At 41.1% G+C, this 19,313-nt stretch carries 16 protein-coding genes and 1 pseudogene; 7 read left to right on the top strand and 10 right to left on the bottom strand.

From position 1 onward, the window contains the following. Positions 1-188 precede the first annotated feature (188 nt). Positions 189-893: a YkgJ family cysteine cluster protein gene (locus ACC612_RS01505; RefSeq protein WP_371852687.1), complete on the top strand. Its 705-nt coding sequence runs from the start codon at positions 189-191 to the stop codon at positions 891-893. Positions 894-924: 31 nt separating this feature from the next. Here the strand turns inward: ACC612_RS01505 and ACC612_RS01500 are convergent, their stop codons facing one another. Genes ACC612_RS01500 through ACC612_RS01485 form a run of 4 tightly spaced genes read right to left on the bottom strand, consistent with a single transcriptional unit; the run spans position 925 to position 4,921 of the window. Beyond that, positions 925-2,031 (bottom strand): TIGR04013 family B12-binding domain/radical SAM domain-containing protein, encoded by a 1,107-nt coding sequence (locus tag ACC612_RS01500; protein WP_371852701.1) that lies wholly within the window; start codon positions 2,029-2,031, stop codon positions 925-927. A 43-nt stretch (positions 2,032-2,074) separates the two neighbouring features. Next, positions 2,075-2,479 carry a DUF126 domain-containing protein gene (locus tag ACC612_RS01495; protein WP_371852686.1) on the bottom strand — a complete coding sequence of 135 codons (405 nt, stop codon included), beginning with the start codon at positions 2,477-2,479 and terminating at the stop codon, positions 2,075-2,077. Next, complete coding sequence (locus ACC612_RS01490) at positions 2,476-3,654, bottom strand: aconitase X (RefSeq protein ID WP_371852685.1); 1,179 nt, start codon at positions 3,652-3,654, stop codon at positions 2,476-2,478. Before ACC612_RS01490 ends, ACC612_RS01495 begins: the two co-directional genes overlap by 4 nt. Before the next feature lie 7 nt (positions 3,655-3,661). Further along, positions 3,662-4,921, bottom strand: a complete 1,260-nt coding sequence (locus ACC612_RS01485; protein WP_371852683.1) for a UbiD family decarboxylase — start codon at positions 4,919-4,921, stop codon at positions 3,662-3,664. A 423-nt stretch (positions 4,922-5,344) separates the two neighbouring features. On the opposite strand from ACC612_RS01485, the gene ACC612_RS01480 reads away from it, so the two are divergent. Genes ACC612_RS01480 through ACC612_RS01470 form a run of 3 tightly spaced genes read left to right on the top strand, consistent with a single transcriptional unit; the run spans position 5,345 to position 6,849 of the window. Continuing rightward, on the top strand, positions 5,345-6,100 hold the full coding sequence (locus ACC612_RS01480; protein WP_371852682.1) for a TIGR04255 family protein: 756 nt from the start codon (positions 5,345-5,347) through the stop codon (positions 6,098-6,100). Beyond that, complete coding sequence (locus ACC612_RS01475; protein ID WP_371852681.1) at positions 6,090-6,308, top strand: hypothetical protein; 219 nt, start codon at positions 6,090-6,092, stop codon at positions 6,306-6,308. The genes ACC612_RS01480 and ACC612_RS01475 overlap by 11 nt, the downstream gene beginning before the upstream one ends. Next, a complete protein-coding gene (locus ACC612_RS01470) occupies positions 6,301-6,849 on the top strand; it encodes a hypothetical protein (RefSeq protein WP_371852680.1) in 549 nt (182 codons plus the stop codon). Before ACC612_RS01475 ends, ACC612_RS01470 begins: the two co-directional genes overlap by 8 nt. Positions 6,850-7,292: 443 nt before the next feature. Here ACC612_RS01470 and ACC612_RS01465 read toward each other — a convergent pair whose 3' ends face one another. Continuing rightward, a complete protein-coding gene (locus tag ACC612_RS01465; protein WP_371852679.1) occupies positions 7,293-9,251 on the bottom strand; it encodes a methyltransferase domain-containing protein in 1,959 nt (652 codons plus the stop codon). A 236-nt stretch (positions 9,252-9,487) separates the two neighbouring features. Between ACC612_RS01465 and ACC612_RS01460 the strand changes: the two genes are divergently transcribed. Further along, entirely contained in the window at positions 9,488-10,165 is a 678-nt protein-coding gene (locus ACC612_RS01460; RefSeq protein ID WP_371852678.1) for a hypothetical protein, read from the top strand. A gap of 34 nt (positions 10,166-10,199) precedes the next feature. On the opposite strand, the gene ACC612_RS01455 is transcribed toward ACC612_RS01460, so the two are convergent. Both ACC612_RS01455 and ACC612_RS01450 read right to left on the bottom strand, forming a co-directional pair. Further along, positions 10,200-11,528 carry a hypothetical protein gene (locus ACC612_RS01455; protein WP_371852677.1) on the bottom strand — a complete coding sequence of 443 codons (1,329 nt, stop codon included), beginning with the start codon at positions 11,526-11,528 and terminating at the stop codon, positions 10,200-10,202. A 136-nt stretch (positions 11,529-11,664) separates the two neighbouring features. Then, a complete protein-coding gene (locus ACC612_RS01450) occupies positions 11,665-13,170 on the bottom strand; it encodes a small ribosomal subunit Rsm22 family protein (protein WP_371852676.1) in 1,506 nt (501 codons plus the stop codon). 636 nt (positions 13,171-13,806) lie between these two features. Between ACC612_RS01450 and ACC612_RS01445 the strand changes: the two genes are divergently transcribed. Beyond that, positions 13,807-14,637, top strand: a complete 831-nt coding sequence (locus ACC612_RS01445) for an alpha/beta fold hydrolase (RefSeq protein WP_371852675.1) — start codon at positions 13,807-13,809, stop codon at positions 14,635-14,637. Positions 14,638-14,760: 123 nt separating this feature from the next. Continuing rightward, positions 14,761-15,037 (top strand): annotated as a pseudogene (locus ACC612_RS01440) (IS5/IS1182 family transposase); the annotation flags it as partial. Between the two features lie 8 nt (positions 15,038-15,045). Here the strand turns inward: ACC612_RS01440 and ACC612_RS01435 are convergent. Genes ACC612_RS01435 through ACC612_RS01425 form a run of 3 tightly spaced genes read right to left on the bottom strand, consistent with a single transcriptional unit; the run spans position 15,046 to position 19,234 of the window. Beyond that, positions 15,046-15,843, bottom strand: coding sequence for a TrmB family transcriptional regulator (locus tag ACC612_RS01435; protein WP_371852674.1), 798 nt, complete (start codon positions 15,841-15,843; stop codon positions 15,046-15,048). Between the two features lie 20 nt (positions 15,844-15,863). Next, a complete protein-coding gene (locus ACC612_RS01430) occupies positions 15,864-16,925 on the bottom strand; it encodes a COG1361 S-layer family protein (protein WP_371852673.1) in 1,062 nt (353 codons plus the stop codon). Then, positions 16,922-19,234, bottom strand: coding sequence for an RND family transporter (locus ACC612_RS01425; protein ID WP_371852672.1), 2,313 nt, complete (start codon positions 19,232-19,234; stop codon positions 16,922-16,924). Before ACC612_RS01425 ends, ACC612_RS01430 begins: the two co-directional genes overlap by 4 nt. Positions 19,235-19,313: the final 79 nt, after the last annotated feature.

The following is a 19,313-nucleotide window of genomic DNA, read 5'->3' as shown; positions in this document are numbered from 1 at the left end:
TTATCAACTATTGGTACTTACTGAATTGCAAAATAAAGTTAAACTCAGGAATTCGTTTGGAAGGCTATTCTAAAAAAGTACATCAAATTAGAATAGAAATCTAAGGAGCTAATTTGATGGCCTCTATCTTATGAAGATAACTTAAGATACACTTAATAATGTGCCGGTCACAATGGTGCTAATCATTTATGGAGTTGGTCATTGTAGCCAGATCATCAATAGAAGAACAAATACTTGACACTAAAAAGGAGCTTCATGACCTGCTGGAATATCCTATCGAAAAATTATGTGAAATCATCAAGGAAGTAGGCTTTGAATGTGACCTCTGCGCAAGATGCTGTACCAGTGAGTTCAATGACCATGTATTCCTGCTGGACAAAGAAGTTACACGTATAAGGAAATTATCACCTGATGCATTGAAACCTGCACCATATTTTGATTTTTGCGATAACAACGGGACATTTTATGTATCGGGTTATGCACTTAAGACAAAAGAAGATGGTTCTTGCATGTTCCTTGAAAATGGAAGATGCAAAATATATGAAGACAGACCCACGATATGCAGGCTTTATCCTTACATGCTGCACCGGGAAAGAGACGATTCAGGAAAACTAGACTGGAGGCAGATCAGCGGACTGAATGAACACGGATGCTATCATTCAGAAATAAGCGATGAGGAATGCAGCAAGATAGCAACGCTCACCAAAGATTACGAAGTATCATATCTGGAGCATCAGATCAGGTTCCTGGAAACCGTAAGCAGACATTTCAAGAAACACAATATGAAACATGTCCAAAGCATCTATGACCGCATGATGCGAAACCTGAACAAAGGAAAAGAAGTGAGAGTCATGGTCTTTTGCAATGGCAAGTTCGAAGAGCATCTGCTCTGAAAACCACTGTGTTCGAATCATTACAGAATACTCATTCCCAGGAACCCGTGATCTTACCGTTCAGAGCAAGCTTGCCAAGCTCACTGTTGACCTTCTCACTTACCTTGCTCGGAGACACATGCGCATAAGGAGTACCCGGCAATGGTTCAAGATAATGCGCTCTCACTTCACCGCCTTTGCTACATATCCACTTTATGAGTTCAAGGCTCATTTCCTGTTCTTCTGCCGTTTCGTCCGGAAAACCCAAAATAAAGTCAACAGTAGGTGTGATCCCATGTTCAAAGCAGCGTTCAACGGCTATTTCAACCTCCCTGACAGTATGGCCTCTGCGAATCTCCCTGAGGATACGTTCACTACCTGATTGTGCACCAAGACTGATCCTATCATTGGTGCAATATTTGTTCACCATTTCCAGAGATTCGTCTGTCACGAACTCTGGCCTCACTTCAGAAGGAAAAGTACCGAAATAAATATCCTTACCCTCAATTGCATACAAAGCCTCCAGCAGCTTCTCCACCTTATCAAAACGCGGGTGTACGCCATCGCTTCCGTAGGCAAATGAATTAGATGAAATGAACCTCAAGTCCTTATAATGCTGGGCACACTTAACAATAGAATCTAGACTGCGGTGTCGTACCTTACTGCCGAACATTTGAGGGATCTGACAGTATTTACACTTCCAGGGACATCCCCGGCTGATCTCTATGGGGGCCTTGATAAGATGCGGATCAAAACATGGATAATCATCCAGTTCTATGGGCTCCCTTTTGGGAGTGTAGACAATTTTGCCCTCAGTATCCTTGTAGGCGATACCTTTGACCGTACCTACGTCCCCTCCCTCCTGCAACACCTTTACAAGCTCAGGAAGAGTGGCCTCACCTTCACCGATCACCACATAATCGAAATATCGCAAAGTTCCTTCCGGATCCCCGGATGGATGGGGTCCTCCCGCTATGAAAATAGAATTGGTGGTTGCATTCTGAACTTCCCTGAAGACACTTGCTGCCTGCCTGGTCACCAGACTGTAGATCATTATACCGTCAGTTGGTGTTTTGACCCTGCGTATGCTGGGCAGCAAAGGTGCAAGCGCAGCAAGGCTGAAGGCGTTCTTCCTTTTCCACCTCAAACAAATGTCCATTAGTACATCACTTTTCCAGTACCTTTTTGCATCATCGGGCTCGTTACCCTTCAGGCACTTCCACATATCCTTCACTGCTATTTACTTTTATGGACATGCCATCCTTAAGGAAAGTATATGGATCATCCTCCAGCCTGTCAACCAGCGGTATGGCAGAGATAATAGCACCCACAGCAACTATAGGCTCAGATTCCAAGTTTATCATGGCTGCAGGGGCGACACCGTTCTTGAAGAGCTGGTATATTACATAGGAACCTACAGTGGAGCCTTTTCCATGCGGGAAGACCAAGACCTTGCCCTGCACAGACTGCCCGAAAAGTTCGTGGTTCGCATCCACTACTTTGCCAGTCTTGGGATCTACGTTACCCAAAAAGGAAATCGGATCATGCGTGAGCATCACTTGCCCCTCTGCACATCCCCGGGAAATAGTACGGCATTTGACCTTCATTCCTTCACCGCCTCCCTGATGCACTTATAGATATCACCAAAAAGAGTGGGAACGCCGCACATTCCGGGTACGTATGCCAGAGCTTTGCCGGAATTCACCATCATGGTCTTATATTTTTCAGTTGCCGGGGATACTACCATGCAGGTATCGCAGACTACTTTTGCCCCGCTTTTTTCAATGGACTTAACAAGTTCGGGATGTTTGTCTGCAATCTCTCTGGAAGTGCAGATCCACACTTCCTTATTGACAGTCCTGCCTTCAAGCAGTCCTGCGATTAGAGAGAGTTCAGCCGAGGAGCAATGCGGACAGCCGATGGTTACGATGTCCAGGTCATTGACATCGGGTTTTGTCCTGTCATATATCTCCCTTATCTGACTTTCCTCGATGACTATATTCTCATCAGGTCTTGCAAACTTGTTCCTCATTGCTTCAGGAGTAACGCCTTCCACGTGATATAGGGCAACCGCCCCGGAGGCAGCCATGGCAGCACCCAGAGACTTCAGCTCTTCATTATCCGGCTTTCCTTTCAGGATAAACAAAGGCACTCTGCTACCCACCATCTTCCCTACGATATACCCAAGGGCACCGTAATCAGAGCCCTTCAGTTCGCATTCCACTGTAACCGATACTGTGGGCTTGCGCATCTCATCGAGATGGTATCCATAATTGGCAGTCTTGCCCACAAGGGCTGCCGAGAGAGCCGATGGTCCACCTTCGCGGTTGGTCCTTGCCCCGATCACAGAGTTGGCATAAGAAACTGCTGAGGACTCGCTCCAGGCAAGGTGATCTCCGTAGGTGGCATTGAATCCTTCAAGATAATAGGGAGTACACGTGCATTTTGCACTGATACCCAGCTTTTCGTATGCTTCTATTATTAACTGCTGCTTATGTGCAAATTCAGGATCTATCCGCATTTTTTCCCAGTCCTGCAGATCCATGCCCGCAGGATTGAGTATTGAGGGAATCTTTACTTTTCCGTGCAGATCGGATATCCATTCCAGACCTGCATCTCCTATGGTCTTGTATGAAACCCCGGCTATCTGTGCGCTTTTGACAGGTATGAGCCTGTCAGCACCATAAATATCGCCCAGGGCAACAAGTATCTCAATGGCTTTCCGGAGTGTTTCACCTTCTTCGCCATCGAGCATTGCCTGTTCTTCTTTTGTGAGGTACATGGTCCACCTACTCGGGCATCTTAGCCCTTTCGAACATCTCTGCCTGCTTCAGGACTTTGGTAGCGTCTATGCCTATTTTAGTGGTCGTGCCGTCAGGTGCACCCCTTGGGTCCAGGGAACTGCCCCTCACGTTGGTGACTATCATAACGTCCATATCTCCTTTTACACGGGTCGCAATAGCGAACTCTACGTCTTTGGGATCGAAGATATCGATATCCTCGTCCACTACCACCACATGCTTGAGGCTTGTGTGACTTGCAAAGGCTGCCATGATGGCGTTCTTCCCATCGCCTTCGGTCTGTTTCTCGATCTGCACAACTGCATGCAGATAACAGCATCCGCCTTCTGTGAGCACCACGTTCTTTACAGTGGTCACTTCGCTTACTGCCCTGTAGATCTTGGGTTCGTATGGTACTCCCATCATGAGCAGGTGTTCCGGTCCTGCCGGGAGGATGCCGTGATAAATGGGGTCTTTCCTGTGTATTATCCTTGTAATGTGAATCACAGGTTCCGGACGGATCTCATCGTAAGTACCGGTGATGTCAACGAACGGTCCTTCCTGGACACGTTCCACAGGATCGACATAACCTTCCAGTACGATCTCTGCATGTGGGACCTTTACGCCATTGCTACATTCGAATAATTCCACCGGAGCACCTCTAAGAGCTGCTGCATAATGGAATTCTTTTCCCAGAGGCACACGGGTTGTTGAGGCGAATGTAATTACAGGATCTGCACCGATGACAATGGCTACTGGAAGCTTGTCTACTTTGGATGCAGCCTTTTTGTGCAATACATAGGTGTGTCTTGGAGGCACGAGTCTGGCAGCCAGCTTATCCTTATCAAGCACCATGAGGCGGTGTATGGATGCATTCATGGAGCCTTCGTACTCACTGACCACGATACCGGCAGTGATGTACAGGCCGCCGTCCTTTGCAAAATGCTTCATTATGGGAAGGCTGTACAGGTCAACCTCCTCATCCACAACTTCCATGGTCGGAGATTCGGAAACTATTACGACTTCCCCATCCGGCTGTACCTCAGATAGCTTCTGAATGATCATATCCCGGGGCACTCCGAACATCGCTGCAAGCTCATCCCTCGTACCCAAAAGGTTCATGATCGCTTTCTTTCCCTCTATATCATGGAAAAGCACAGGCCCAGGTGTCTTTTTCGCTATCCTGGGAGCTTCGAACTCCCTTGAAACAGAGTCTTTGATCTCCGTGACCTTGCCACTGCTTCTTAGCTGCTCTATAAAATCTCTCATCGTATCTGGTTATTACATACTCAGAGGGATACATACATTTTTCGTGTAGAAATTGATTGATTGGAGAACTTGTTCATCAAATATGAATGAAACCGGAGAAATACCTAAATAAATATATTACCTAAATTTGTTCAATAAGTAAGAGATATTTTTGATAAATTTCCATTTATAGCCGATTGGTTCTAAACGGTTTAGAAAGCAATTTTCAAATATCGAGTTTTTTAAAAGTCCTCTACACAATATTAAACTTAAGGGATCGATTTTCTACAAATAGCCGAATAATACCATGCTTGGATCATTGTTATTGGACTTGAACTAGTCAATGGGTAAAGGATATAATTATCTATGTGTTTATCCTACTTTGTAGTTTAACTGTTCAGTTTTTAGAAATAGAAGGATGAAAATTATATTGGTGAGTTGTCTATGGGGAAATATGCTAAAAACTTTTTGACAAATGTAATTGTTAGAGTTGATTTTTTAAATGAAATAGATTTGGATGACAAAATTCCAATCGAAATATCAAAACAGATAATGGAATTTTTTCCGATATCCGAGCCAAAGAAGTTAATAGGCAGAACTGTGAAGTTTAACCCTGTTGAAAAAAAAATGGAATTTGAGGGTGAAGACTCGACGGCTACAGAGTGGCATTTTCATGGAAAACATAGGACAAAAAGTTTGATATTAACATCTAAATCATTTGTTATAATTTATACAGTATATGACTCTTTTGAAACATTAAAATCAGAATTCATGTCCATATTTAAAATAATAAGTGATGTATTCACTAAAGATTTGCAAATAAACCGCTTTGGTTTGAGATACGTAAATGAAATAAATCTCAATGAATCAAACCCAATGGATTGGAAGAAATATATTAATGATAATTTGTTGCAGGCTTTTGATTTTTCGAGTGATAATGGAGTAATTGCTAGATTGCTTAATAATATTGCTTTCAATTTTGATGATATTATCCTCAATTTCAACAGTGGAATGCACAACCCAGATTTTCCTGCTCCTATTAGAAAGAAGATTTTTGTCCTAGATTATGATGCATCTTACATAGGACTTATTGATTTCGACGAAATTGAAGATAGTTTAATTAGATTCCATTCTAAAATAGAAGAAATGTTTGAACTTTCAATAAAACCCCCTCTGCGAGAGATTATGAATGATTCCTGAAAAATATTTTACTACTAAAGCCCATGATAATAATTCAATAGTTACTACAGGGATGAACCCAACAACTGAAATTTCAGTTATTGATAGTTATACAAAAAATAAAGAAATTCCAGATTTAAGCATAAAGCTAGAAAAAACGGGTGTAGAGATATTTAGTGATAATAAGCCTAGAAGAGTAATTATTAAAGCTAAGATTGTACATGATTAAAGTAAAAACTGATCCTGAAGAGAGAGTATCTCAGGGAAATATTTACAGACAAGTAGAATATATTGAGTCGTTTTCTGAAGACGAAGGGATTATAACAATATCTAAAATAATATTTCCATATATTATTGTGCTAACCCAAGATTGTGATTTATCTCAAGATTTCAAGTTTAGATTTGATAGTTCAAAAACACAAGACAAGCTTATTTTGTCTGTTTTGGTGGCTCCTTTGTACCAAGCAGATTTAGTTTACACGGGACAACACTTAGAGAAGTTAGGCAAGAAAATGGAGCCTATTAATAAAAATAGGTCTCCTGGACATATTTTGGTACAGAATAATAATCCAAGATATCACCATCTTCAGTTTCCTGAAGAATCAAGTTTAGTACCATCAATAATTGACTTTAAACACTATTTCTCCTTAAATGTAGAATACCTTCTCAACATACATAAAACAAATTTTGTATGCAAGGTGAGTGAACTATACAGAGAAGATATTTCTCAACGATTTGCAAGTTTTTTATCTAGAATTGGTTTACCCTAATTACAATAGTCTTACTGTACTAAACATGATTATTGACCATTTCCCTTGCAGTCAAATTTTCAGGTATGTGTTACATGAAAAAGAGAAGAAGGTAGTTAGTAAGTTTGCATACTAATGAATTAGAACTCGATATAAATCAATTTAAGACTCTTTCTCATATATATTCTGCCGAATTTATATTAAACAAACAAATTACATATTTTTTAAGCTCTAACTCTATTCTTTTTCCAACCTATCTTTTTAGGAATGATCATGCTAAATCTCTCTGAGCTCTCCTGAAATTTAACTTTGACATAATCTCCTCCTCTGTATGACAATGTAATATCTCACATTCACTGGCTAAGGAACATGCCTATAGATAGGAAAAAAATAGAATCTAAGCCCACATCACTAAGACATGGGCCAATACTAAAATTCATTACCTACGCTGCTTCCGTCAAACTTTAAAGTTTGACTTCCGGGACTGGTCCAGAACTCTTGACAGCTTCAGTTCCTGTTATCCTCTCATCTGCGCTTTTGAGGATGCTGGCAATCATTTCCGAATAAGAGATACCAGCTAATGCTGACATCTTAGCCAGATGTCCGTCCCAGCACCATCCGGGATTGGGGTTTACTTCAAGCAGCTTTGGATGTCCTGCTGCGTTCATTCTCCAATCAAGACGCGTATAATCCCTGCACTCAAGTCTTTTTATCATTTTCAGGCTGCATTCCACAATGAACTCCTCAGTTTCCCTGGGGATGTCAGCAGCAATGGAGCGGATCTTCCAGTACGGAGAATCAGGGATCCATTTTGCCTCATAACCGCACATTCTGGGCAACTCCGGAGGAAGTGCAGAATAATCCTCCTCAATGATAGGCAAAACCGTATAGTTATCAGAAGGATTCCCTATAATGCCTATACTCAGATCCTTGCCCGTGAGGAACTCTTCAATAAGGATGGGCTTGTCATATCCCAAACCCTCTCGTATATCGTATATAGCCCTTACAACCTCATCACGGCTATGACATACACTGTGCTGGTTAAGTCCGAAACTCGAATCCCCGAAGTTAGGTTTCACTATCACCGGGAACTGCATAGGAACCTCGAAAAGAACATCCTCCGCCTTAATTATGATTCCGTCGGAAACCGGCACCCCAAGATCCTTGGCAATGCCCCTTACAAGAGCCTTATCATAACAGAAAGCAAGACATTGCGGACCTGAACCTGTGTAAGGTATGCCCAGCATATCAAGCAAAGCAGGCACATGCAGTTCTTTCAGTGGATCGTTGTAAAATCCCTCGTCACAAAGGTTGAATACAAAATCCACTTTTCCTTTAAGGCGTTGCAGGTCCTGTATCAGAGTATCATGGTTGTCCAGGAACTTGAAAGAATATTCCTCTCTTTCCTTAAGAGCACCTTTTAATTGGTCGATGGTATACAGATCATCATCATCAAAAACGCCACATGGCTTTAGAGAATCTCTCTTGGTGGGATCACCGAATACTACCACCACTTCCTTTTGTGTAGCATGGACCTTCTTTTTATGCTCCGACCATTCCTTGCGTAGTGTAGCCGTGATAATTATGCGCTTCTCCATCATGCCAAGATCCTGGTTTCTCTTACTGTTAGATCCAATGGAGTTTACAAGCTCAACATCACTGAAACCAGCCTTTTTGAGGAGTTCCTGAAGAGATTCCGGAGTGTAAAGCCTTTCTGCATAGAACTGGTCCGCAATAACACCCTGTTTATCATTGACAATGACCTCTCTGGATATCAATTTCTGGCTATCGATAGATAGAGAACGTTCCCTGCACACAAAGTTGTGCTTATCGATCCATTCCCATGATCTGGGCTGATAATTTGCTTTCAGGTAAGATCCGTCAGTCACGTCCAGCAGGACTTTGCCCCAGGGTTTAAGCACCCGTTTTACTTCATTAAGCACCCTAAGATCCTCTTCTGAGGTCTCGAAGTAACCAAAACTGTTACCGAGCAGGAACACAGCATCAAAATTATCAGTAGAATAAGGAGTTTTACGGGCATCCCCTTCCTTAAACCGTAAACTTAAACCCTCTTTTTTTGCAGTGTTCTTCGCTCTCTGGATAAGATAATGCGATCTGTCCAACCCTTCGACATTCTTGAAGCCTCTCCTTGCAATCTCCATGGAGTGCCTCCCCTGTCCGCAGCATAGATCCAGGATCTTGCTGTCCTGAGGCAGATTCAAAACGGAGAGGAACATATTGACCTCTTCCTTTGTGATCTCAGAATCCCCTACTACATCAGCATCTGTTTTCAGATAAAGGGAATTGAATATCTTTTTCCACCAGTCGGGATTCACGTGTTCTTCAAGGCTGGATACTGGCCCAAGACTTTTAGGTTTTGGTGCATACTTTTTTTGAGGATCTGTCAAAGTATTTCTGTTCATCGATCTTGACCTTCAGCGTTTGGAAATGGACTGGAATGTCCACGCCTAATTTAATGTGATTAATAGAATAAAAAAGAGTTGCTGATTTATCGAGTAAGATCTTTCCACCTATTGTGCACTCTAAAGAAGTGGATTAAACTATTGTGTGCAATAGTGCAAACAAAAATTATAGATATATTAATGAATGAGAGTATTTTAAATAATATAAGTTGTATTTTTGATATATGACAAATTCGATGGTAAAAATAATCCAACGAATAAAAATAACTGAATCCGCAAAAAAAGAACTTGGAGCTATTAAAGGTGTTTGTCAAGTAATACCCCTTGATTCAGTGGATATAAGGAAGATAAAAAAGCTTGAAAGTCTGGACGAACAGATCGGTTGCAAGATGATCGGACGGAAATACAATGTTGGAATAAGGAAAGTACTGAGTTCTGATGTGGTATTATCCCTCATGGTTGACAAAGAATATGACTGGCCAGAAAATACCATACAACTTTTCCACAAAGGAAAAATGATAGGTGAAGATACACAGGATAAAAATATCATCAAAAAGTTCACTGAATGCAATGATTCGTTTGTGATGGGTAACATCATCTTCTACGACAAAGAAGCCCTAAGAAATAGTGACATAGATAATCCTATTAGTATGATAGTCACAGAACAGCCTTGCCCGCAGTTAGATCCTCTTTGGGGCATATCTGATGCTGTTATAGGGATACCTTCCAGCTATACTCACGATTACCTGCAGCTAAAGATATGTGCAGATCAAAAACAAATGCTGGGAAGTTTCCTGGTCGGATTTAATATCGATAGGATATACGATGGCATTTTTTTAATTGATGATAATCAGGTCAATATGAATATGAAAGATACAAAAATAAAAGATGAGAAGTGCCAGCTTCCCCTCTAGTTCCCGTCAGTCAGGCTGGCACCTCAGTTCATGTTCATTGGGAAGGTCCGATCTTTATGGAGTACTCAAAGTTCTCTGTGTTGTGCGGCATTACTGACAGAGTCCACTGACCTGCAGATGCCTGCACTGTGTAAGTCTCCACATAATCCTGTGAGTAGCTCTGATATTCGGAAGTTTCCCCAGATGCCATTATTACGGGGTAGGATATACTTCCGACTGTAACTGAACCACCATACTGCACGCCTGCCTTTACTGCTTCAACCTCGTTGCCCTGTGGGTTTATGAGCTTGACCTCAAAGGATGGATCTGCACTGCTGCTTGAGGCATACATGTCATACATGTGTGATGTAAGTTCAATGGTAACTGTTCCATTATCATTTACCTTAAATGGGATCTCATAGGGCTTCTCAGGCTGTACTGCCACATGGAAGTTAAGGGAAACCATTCCTTCATACTCACGGATGCCCGGATCGTCAATGTTCAGGTCTATGCTGCCGGAGAAATCTCCCTGTGCGTCATCAGGCACCTCTAGCTGAACCTTGACAACAGCAGTTTCCCCCGGCTTTATGCTTGAAGGACCAGTTATTGTAATGGCATCTGCCCCGAAGGCCTGCTCATATCCACCATAATATGGCATCGATGATGCAGAATCTACTGCAACTGAAGCTTTTTCAGCAATCATGGGATAGTACATGTTTTCCACAAGTTTTGGATCAATTGCTATCTCCGAGTCACCGGTATTCTTGAGCATTATCTCGTAGTTGTATACCTTTCCAGCTTCCACTCTGTCGTATATGTATGTTGTAAGTATCTGTACCTGTGGAGGTGTCCAGACATCTACGTTCAATTGTACAGTGCCTGGGAATCCAGGGTACAGGATATCACCTTCAGGTATATTTTCCATAAAGGCCAATGTTGCAGCATAGTTCCCGATCTCAGCATCCTCTGGAATGGAGATCTTCACTTCGAACTGTGCCTTTTCGCCGGCCCCAATAGACGCCTCTGAAGGGGTTATTGTTACCCAGCTTTCGTCCATGTAACTATAAGTGTATGGAGTAACAACCATTGTAGGGTGCAGTGTAACTGCGACATCTTGAAGGTTTGTTACAGTAACTGTGAAGTTCTCACTGTTTCCAGGTTGCAACATCAGATAATTGTAGCTTGGATCTACATTTATTGTACCCATTTCAGTGGTTGTTCCAGCGTTAGAAACTGCACCACCTACTGTTGAAGAGATAACCTTGTTTGTAATCTCCACCGCAGGCTCGGAAATTACCGCATCACCTGCAAATGCTGTAGTTCCTGTCATGTAGACAAGAAGCACAGCAAGTAATCCGTACATTATGAATTGTGCTCTTTTCATAAATTTCACCCTTTTAAGCTAACAATGCATAATATGGATGTGCACATATTAAAGAACTTCTTAAACTTCAAATAAATTCGCAGTTATCAGCGAATAAATAAAGCGTTTGAATAGATAAAATTAGAGAAAAAGACAATTAATAGTCTTTTTCATCGCCAGCCCGGCTAACTGTACTTCCCTTGCTCAGCAGAAGATTATACGCATCTTTTTCCTTATTATAGTTCACAAGCACATTATAGATCTCTAATACTTCCCCGTACTTTGCTCTTTTAATAAGGCTATTGTCCTCGGTGACATTATGCCAGGGAAGAACCGCATATACTGCTTTTCTGGAAGTTCCATCACATATCTTGTATAGGCTGTACTGTTCATCCCCCAGGTCAGCGGACATAAGGGAACACACTACATTAATGCGTTTATCTTTGTGTGTACCCATTTTAGAGAAACGGGCGAACTTTGCCTTGGGCGGGACTTTATAGCACTCTTTAGTGAGACCATCTTTTCTCACTATAAAATAAGAATACTTAATGTCAGTGTTGATATAGCGGTATGGTTCATCACATTCTGATAGCTTACGCATCAGCAGTGTGGGATTTATATCCTGCTTTTGTTCAAAGCTCCAGCATTCTTCAAGGCTGCAGCCTGCACCCCATATAAAAGAACATGGAGCATATATTCCAAGACCTGCATTCTTGAGTGCAATACTCAACTTGCGCATCTCTACTGAATTCACTCTATCGGCAGGCTCTATTACCAGTATACTTCCATCAGATGCAAGCCTTTGCGCCAATTTCATCACAATGTCAGCTTTTTGTTCAGTTGTAGCATCCTTGATCTCATTGAGCACATTGGAGAACACCATAAGGTCGATATCTTCAGGCAGGCTCTCTGGCTTAATTTTACTCACATCTGACCTTATAGGTTCGTGGACAGTTATGGAATCAGGTACATATTGCGGAACAATGGAATTGAAAGCTTCAATACTCTCATCGTATAGTTCGACACAGTAGATGTCAGCCTTGCAAGCTTCCAGTCTCTTATAGAAATCAGCAATAGCCAGAGGCACAGTGCCCGGACCTGTACCCACATCAAGGATTTTCATCCGCGTTTTAAGTATCCCTGCCTGAGCCATGCCGTAAAGTATGTGCTGGAACTGCACAAAATACACAGGAAACTGATAAGCAAGGTACCCCAGCACATTGTAGCCTTTTTCATAAGAGATCTTTCGGGAACTTCCTTCTTTCCAGTATGCATTCTTTTGACCTACGACTGCTTTTCTGATCCTGTCCAGGACAAGAGGATCATCCCAATTCTTGGCGGTCTTCTTGCTGACGTATTGTTCTATGATCGTCTGCAGTTTTGCTGATACCACTGCCGACCTGAGGAAAAGTTCAGTTTTCTTTACTTCTTCTTCGGTAAGCTCCATCACTGTTGCAGGAGAAGAAAGCTTTATCCTGAAGTCAGGGCCTTCAGGGCTGGCATCAATGCCTAGCTCGTATAGAAATGGTCTGATCGTGCTGTAGATCTGTTCAACAGACGTGTCACTTGTAATGTAATTCCTCATCTCCGAAAGCATGAACTCAGGCTTCATGTGGGAAACATACTTAAGAGTGGAAATTATTTCCTTTTCACTATCCTTCATTGATAGGATGGATGCCGGGAAGACTCATAAATGTACTGATTCCGAAAAATTATCAGATACAAACGATTGTTATTCGTATGGACCTCAATAAGAGATACAGGATCTGGCAAAAATCAGCGGTATATTTTACGATATTTTCTGCGGTGTAGCTGACTTATCACTGGGAAAAAGACAAAATAAAAGTATGTGGCATATACCTTTACGTATGCCCATATGGTATAAAATAGCAAAGGTCGGCTCTGTAGAATACTTATAAAAGTCAAAATCATCAGCCTGAAATGTAGGTATAGAGCGATATATACAGACACATTCGTTAAAAATGTCAATATGATTAGTTCCTCGAAGAGAAACGATTTCTACAGAGCTGCAAAATGCAGTTCCATTAAATACCAAATGAATAATTTAATAATCTGTTATTAAAAGCATTTAAGGAAGGGGGGAGTGCGAAGTCCCGAATTGACGCTCCATATCGCACACTATGTTTTCTATTAGTATTCTTTTTCGCAAACCTCAATCTCAGTTTCGTTACATCTTAGTTTATTTATAAGCCAATTGAACTATATAGTTAAATTCAGCCTGTATATTTTGAAGTGCTTGCCAGGTACTTTTTTATAAGTTAAACTTCATTTATATTTTATGGGACTGATGCATCCTCTTGTTCTAACATCGCTTATTGCAATTACAATGCTATCTGGTTGTATTGGGGCGCAATCTGAAAACACATTGTATGAACAGTCCGGTACAGCAAACAACTCTCTTATGATAGTTGACGCTCCTGTAAAATATGCTTCCGTCAATGGTATTGAGATCGGTTACAGGGAATTTGGTTCAGGGGAGCCGATCCTTATAATTCTTCCATTTGGTGCAACAATGGACAAGTGCAATGATACCTTTATCGGAATGCTAGCTGTCAATAATACGGTTATCCTCTTTGATAATAGAGGAATGGGATATTCATCGGATAACAATGAAACATACTCGATGTCACTGTTTGCTAACGATACTGCCGGATTTATAGATGCACTTGGACTATCTTCTTTAAATCTGTATGGTGTATCCATGGGAGCTTCAATTGCCCAGGAAGTGACACTTGCATATCCTGAAAAGGTTGATACCCTTATTCTTTCATCAGCAACTTACAGTCTTAATATATCTGAAACAGCAATCCTGACGAATGGACTTGAGGCTGTTGCAGACAACCCTGATGCAGATCCGGTGCTCAGGAAATATGCAGAGGCAAACCTCGAATGGAATGGAACATATGAAAGACTGCCTGATATCAGTATTAATATATTACTCCTTACCGGCACTGCAGATGTACTGACACCATCTGAAGTTTCTGATACAATGGAAACAAGGCTTCCTCATGCACAAAGTATCATGTTTGAAGGAATTGTACATTCAGGTGAAATGTATGCTCCAGAAGATTATGCTAATGCTGTTATTGATTTTCTGAATTCAGAATGATACATAAAACGTACATAATCATGTCTTTACTCTTTGATTTGGGCATAATACTACGGAATCTGTGTTAGATATTTTTAGATATCAAAGACAATTTCATGTTTCTCTTTTTTTCATTTTCATAACATTCATTCACTAACAAGAGAGCAATTACAAGCAGTAGCTATAATTCTTCTAAGAAATAGAAAAGGAAAGAAAATCAGAGGTTACTATCGAAGGAAAATCATATTAGAGTTTGATGAATAAACCTATCATAGAAAAAAACCTGGTTGAAACTGCATTTTCCGTCCTTAAGAGAAAATATGGGGAAGAACTAAAGGCCAGAAAATATAGAAATCAGGCGAAAGAGATTGTGTATGTAATTCTAGTTAGGATTTCTATAGAGCCCAAAGTTCAAAATTGAAAATATTCTCAGTATTCCAGAGGTCTGGATGCATTCCATTCTACTTCAATAAAATGCCTGAAAATCGAGACCTGTTCCTTTCCGTTGTACCATGTGGCAATGAGATTTGGAGGAGTGACTTCATCCTTTACAGTAATTATTAGGAGCTCTTTGTCATCTATGACAATTATTCCACCCTTCAAAGGATGAGAACTGTCATCAGTAGAATACACCTTCACCTCAGCACCATGAATGGACTTTTTGCCGCCCCGATAGTCACTTCTTGCCTGATGTTCACTGATAGTGACCTTAACCTTCAAACCCTCATCTATCTTTTCCTGAATTTTAGTGCTGATAATATCCATAACAGGATACGTTTCTGTGGCTTTGTCCAAAGAAGGATAGGTTGATGCAAGTATTATCTCTTCTTTAGCCGAGTCCAGCATTTGGACGATCTTATCAGTAACGTTCTTCACACCGCTGATGTTCCATACACCATCTTCTTCTACTGAAGTATCAGGCGCATGATATATCTTCTCAAGTTGCTCTAAAGATGTTTCAACAGCATTTTCATAGTTCACTTTCAGCCTGTCAATAACCTGGGCCGGAGCTAATGCTCTGTAACGCATGGGTTTGGTATTTTGAGTCTCGATTATTCCTTTATCGTTAAGTTTGGTTAGCACACCGTACACGGCAGAGCGGGGGATACCCGACAATGCATGGATATCCGCCACATTCCCGCTACCGTACCGTGTAAGTGCAATAAGTACTTTGGCTTCATAGGAAGTAAGACCCAGTTGCTGAAGAGATTCGATCAGTTTATTCATCATGTCACTTTAGTACCATCTTAGTTATTTTTCTTTTTCTTCTTTATAAGATATACAGGTGTGCCTATAATACCTACAAGGACTACAAATCCAACTGCAACAGATGCATTCATTTTTTCGGCAGCACTGACATCCACAGGTACTTTCAGGTTATCTGAATACTGGCTTTCGTCGTGTACATCTTTGTATTTTATCTCACTGCTTATCGAATAGTTCTTAATGGTCGCATCTTCTGCCACATTTACATCAAATGTTGCTGTCTTTGACTCACCCGGATTCATATCCCCGAGATATGACTGATCGTCTGTAGTGGTAAAAGGATCAACAACGCTTATCCTTGCAATACATTCACGTGCTACCTGTTCCCCGGTATTGGTGTATGTTACGTTGATAGTCTTTTCATCGCCTGCCTTCAGATCAGATTCAACATTTGATATCTTGAAATATGGTTCTTCTTCAACAACTACATGAAGTATCATTGACTGGTTCATGTCCTCATACCAGTAGTAAGTATCACCATAAGGCGGAGTGACTGCAGAATCCCTCTGTGATCTATAGGATATATTGAGCCTGAGATCATAAGTACCAGCTTTTGCATTATCATAGATTTCGATTGGGAATTTTGCAGGGGTTGATAAGGACTTTCCAGAGCTCAATGAACCTAAGAGCAGAGTATCTTCTTGAATATCTATAGGTGCATTTGGATCTACAAGTGAAAGCGTTGCAGTCATTGAATCTGCTGTTGTAATTGCCCTATCGGAAGAAAGTTCACTGGCCATATATGTACGGGTAAGTGTTTCTCCATACTCCTCAAGATCGTCTTCGATGTCGTCTTCATTGGCCTCGAAACCTGTAATCTTTCCATCGTTTAGTATATTTACATAAAGGGTAGCTTCTTCCCCTCTTTCAAATACTTCATCACAAGCAAGGTTTGCTACTAAATGAGGAGACCCGTAGACATCATAATAATCGCTTGCAATTTCACTGACAACATCCTCATCTACACTTGCAGATGCAATCGAAACACAACTAAGTAATAAGATTGCTATCGCAAGCACGTTCATATTTTTCAGGGATATCATATACTCACCTTATTAGTTTCCATACATTTTTCTGATGTTTTACGTCTTAATCTCCATTTGTCCAGGTTAACCATGATAGGTGGAAGGACAACAATTGTGCTGAGTAACGAAAAAGCTACGGCTATAACCGTAACAGTTCCGAAATCACGTAACATTGGGAACGAGGATATTACTAGGGCTGAGAAACCAAATATTACAGTAAATCCTGATGCAAGGATAGCTGGTCCTATTTTTTGTGCAGCTGTTTCCATAGCATCAGATGGTTCCAGTCCTCTTTCACGTTCCTCGAAATAACGTTCCAGCATAAGTATAGTAAATTCGGCTCCAATTCCTATGGCTAGAGCACCCAGTGTAGCTGTAAGTGGGTTGTATTTCATGTCAAGCACATACATAACACCACCAATCCAGCCGGTAACCATGACAATAGGCAGTATTGTAGCCAATGATTTCAGCCAATCCTTGTAGATAATCACCATACCCACAAAGATAATTACCATACCCAGGTAACCCATTTCAGTTCGTCCCGAAGTAAGAGCACCGATTATTGAATTCTGCATGAAAGTGCTTCCTGTAACAGTAACAGTTACTCCGGGAGGTGGCGCATACCACTTAAGGTCATTTTCAACTGAGGATATAACATTAGAAAGCTGATTTGAATCTAAATCACTTGCAAGCTTGAGATTGAGGACACCGAGATTTCCCCCTTCTATGTATTGGTCAGTAACTACTGAAGACATGCTGTCAGTAATTGTAACAATCGTATCTCTGTCAGAGGGGATGGAACCATAGCTAGAGTTTACCACTGAACCTATACTGCTTGACCCAGTTATCTGACTATGGCCTTCTTCTTCCAGTTTCCCAAAATCGATCATCCATTGTAAGAGGTCCGGGTCTAAGATATCATCGGCTCTGATGATCACATTTAAGGTATCAGTTCCACCCATAACCCTATCTAATTTGTTCAGGTCCTGCAATGCCTGCATGTCTTGGGGTACAAAATCCTTTGTATCGGTCTGCACTCCCACACGCTCATCTGCATATAGTCCTGCAATTGCAAGGAGAGTTGCAACTGTTATGACAATAGCATAGTGTTTTGTAGTTAGCATGGAAATTCTGGAGATAACTTTTCCCATCGAAGAAGTCTTAGGTTCATTTTTCTTTGCAACAACTGTTTCTCCATTTTGCTTCTTTTTCATTTCCTTTTCCAGTGACCTTCTATCAAGCCGGTACAATAAGGACACAAGCAAAAACATTGAAACGAGATAACAAAGAAGAACTCCTACAAGACTCATCTTTCCAAAATCCTGTATCATAGGAACAGGAGAAATGAAAAGAGCAACAAATCCCAAACATGTTGCCACAACTGCTGTAGCGACAGCAGGACCTGTATGCTTAATGGTATCTATTACAGCATCTTCGGCAGATTCTCCTTTTGCAAGTTCCTCTTCAATACGGTTCTGGAACTGAATTGCATAATCTGCCCCTAATCCGATAAGAATGGGGAATACTGCCATTGATGCCATGGTCATTGGAATACTGAGGAAGCCCATTGCACCAAAGGTAAAAATCAGACCTACAAGAATGACAGGTATTGGAAGCAAGCACCATCTTACATGACTAAAGACAATGAGCAGACCAATTATCATCAGAATAAATGCAAGGACTAGCATGCTTGAAAGACTTGAACTCATTTCCTCTGACATTGCTATTGAGAATGCCGGATCGCCGGTGGCTATAGCAGTAGTGCCTGATGGAAAATCAACTAATGCAATGGTCTTTTCTACCTCGCCAAGTAGCCTTTTCTTATTATCCTCACTAATACCCCCAGGCATCTGGACCATCACGACAGTATGTGTGGTATCTGGCATGAAAGTATCAACATAAGTAGAAGGTAAATTGTCAATAAGTGTCAGAATGGTAGTGTCATCTGGAATTTCTTCGCGACCTGTTGCAGAAGAAGCTGCACTTTTGACGAGTGAAGCCAGACTGATAACATTTTCAACATCTTTGTCTTCAGCGATGATCATATCAAACTTGTCTATTGCCTCAAGAACATTGGATTGCCTCACATCATCAGAATCTACAAGCACAACTATAACTTCGCTGCCGAAATTTTGTTTATACAGATGGTCATAGTTCTGGTAAGTTTCAGAACCCTTTTTGACAAAGGTATCTGTCCCACTCTTGTTTTCTATGAGGCCAGCACCCTGCAATGATACAAGCATCAAGATAATCGCGATCAAAATTATTGTTTTGGGCCGCTTTTCTATAAATGCCCCTATTTTCTCAAAGATTTGTTTTACAGACATGCTAAGCAGTTAGTACTACATTACTAACAGGATATATACTTTGCTATTAACAGTAGTGTATTAATATATAATATAATAG

The sequence above is a fragment of the Methanomethylovorans sp. genome, assembly GCF_041447285.1.
Taxonomy (GTDB): domain Archaea; phylum Halobacteriota; class Methanosarcinia; order Methanosarcinales; family Methanosarcinaceae; genus Methanomethylovorans.
This window is presented reverse-complemented; position numbering and strand designations above follow the sequence as displayed.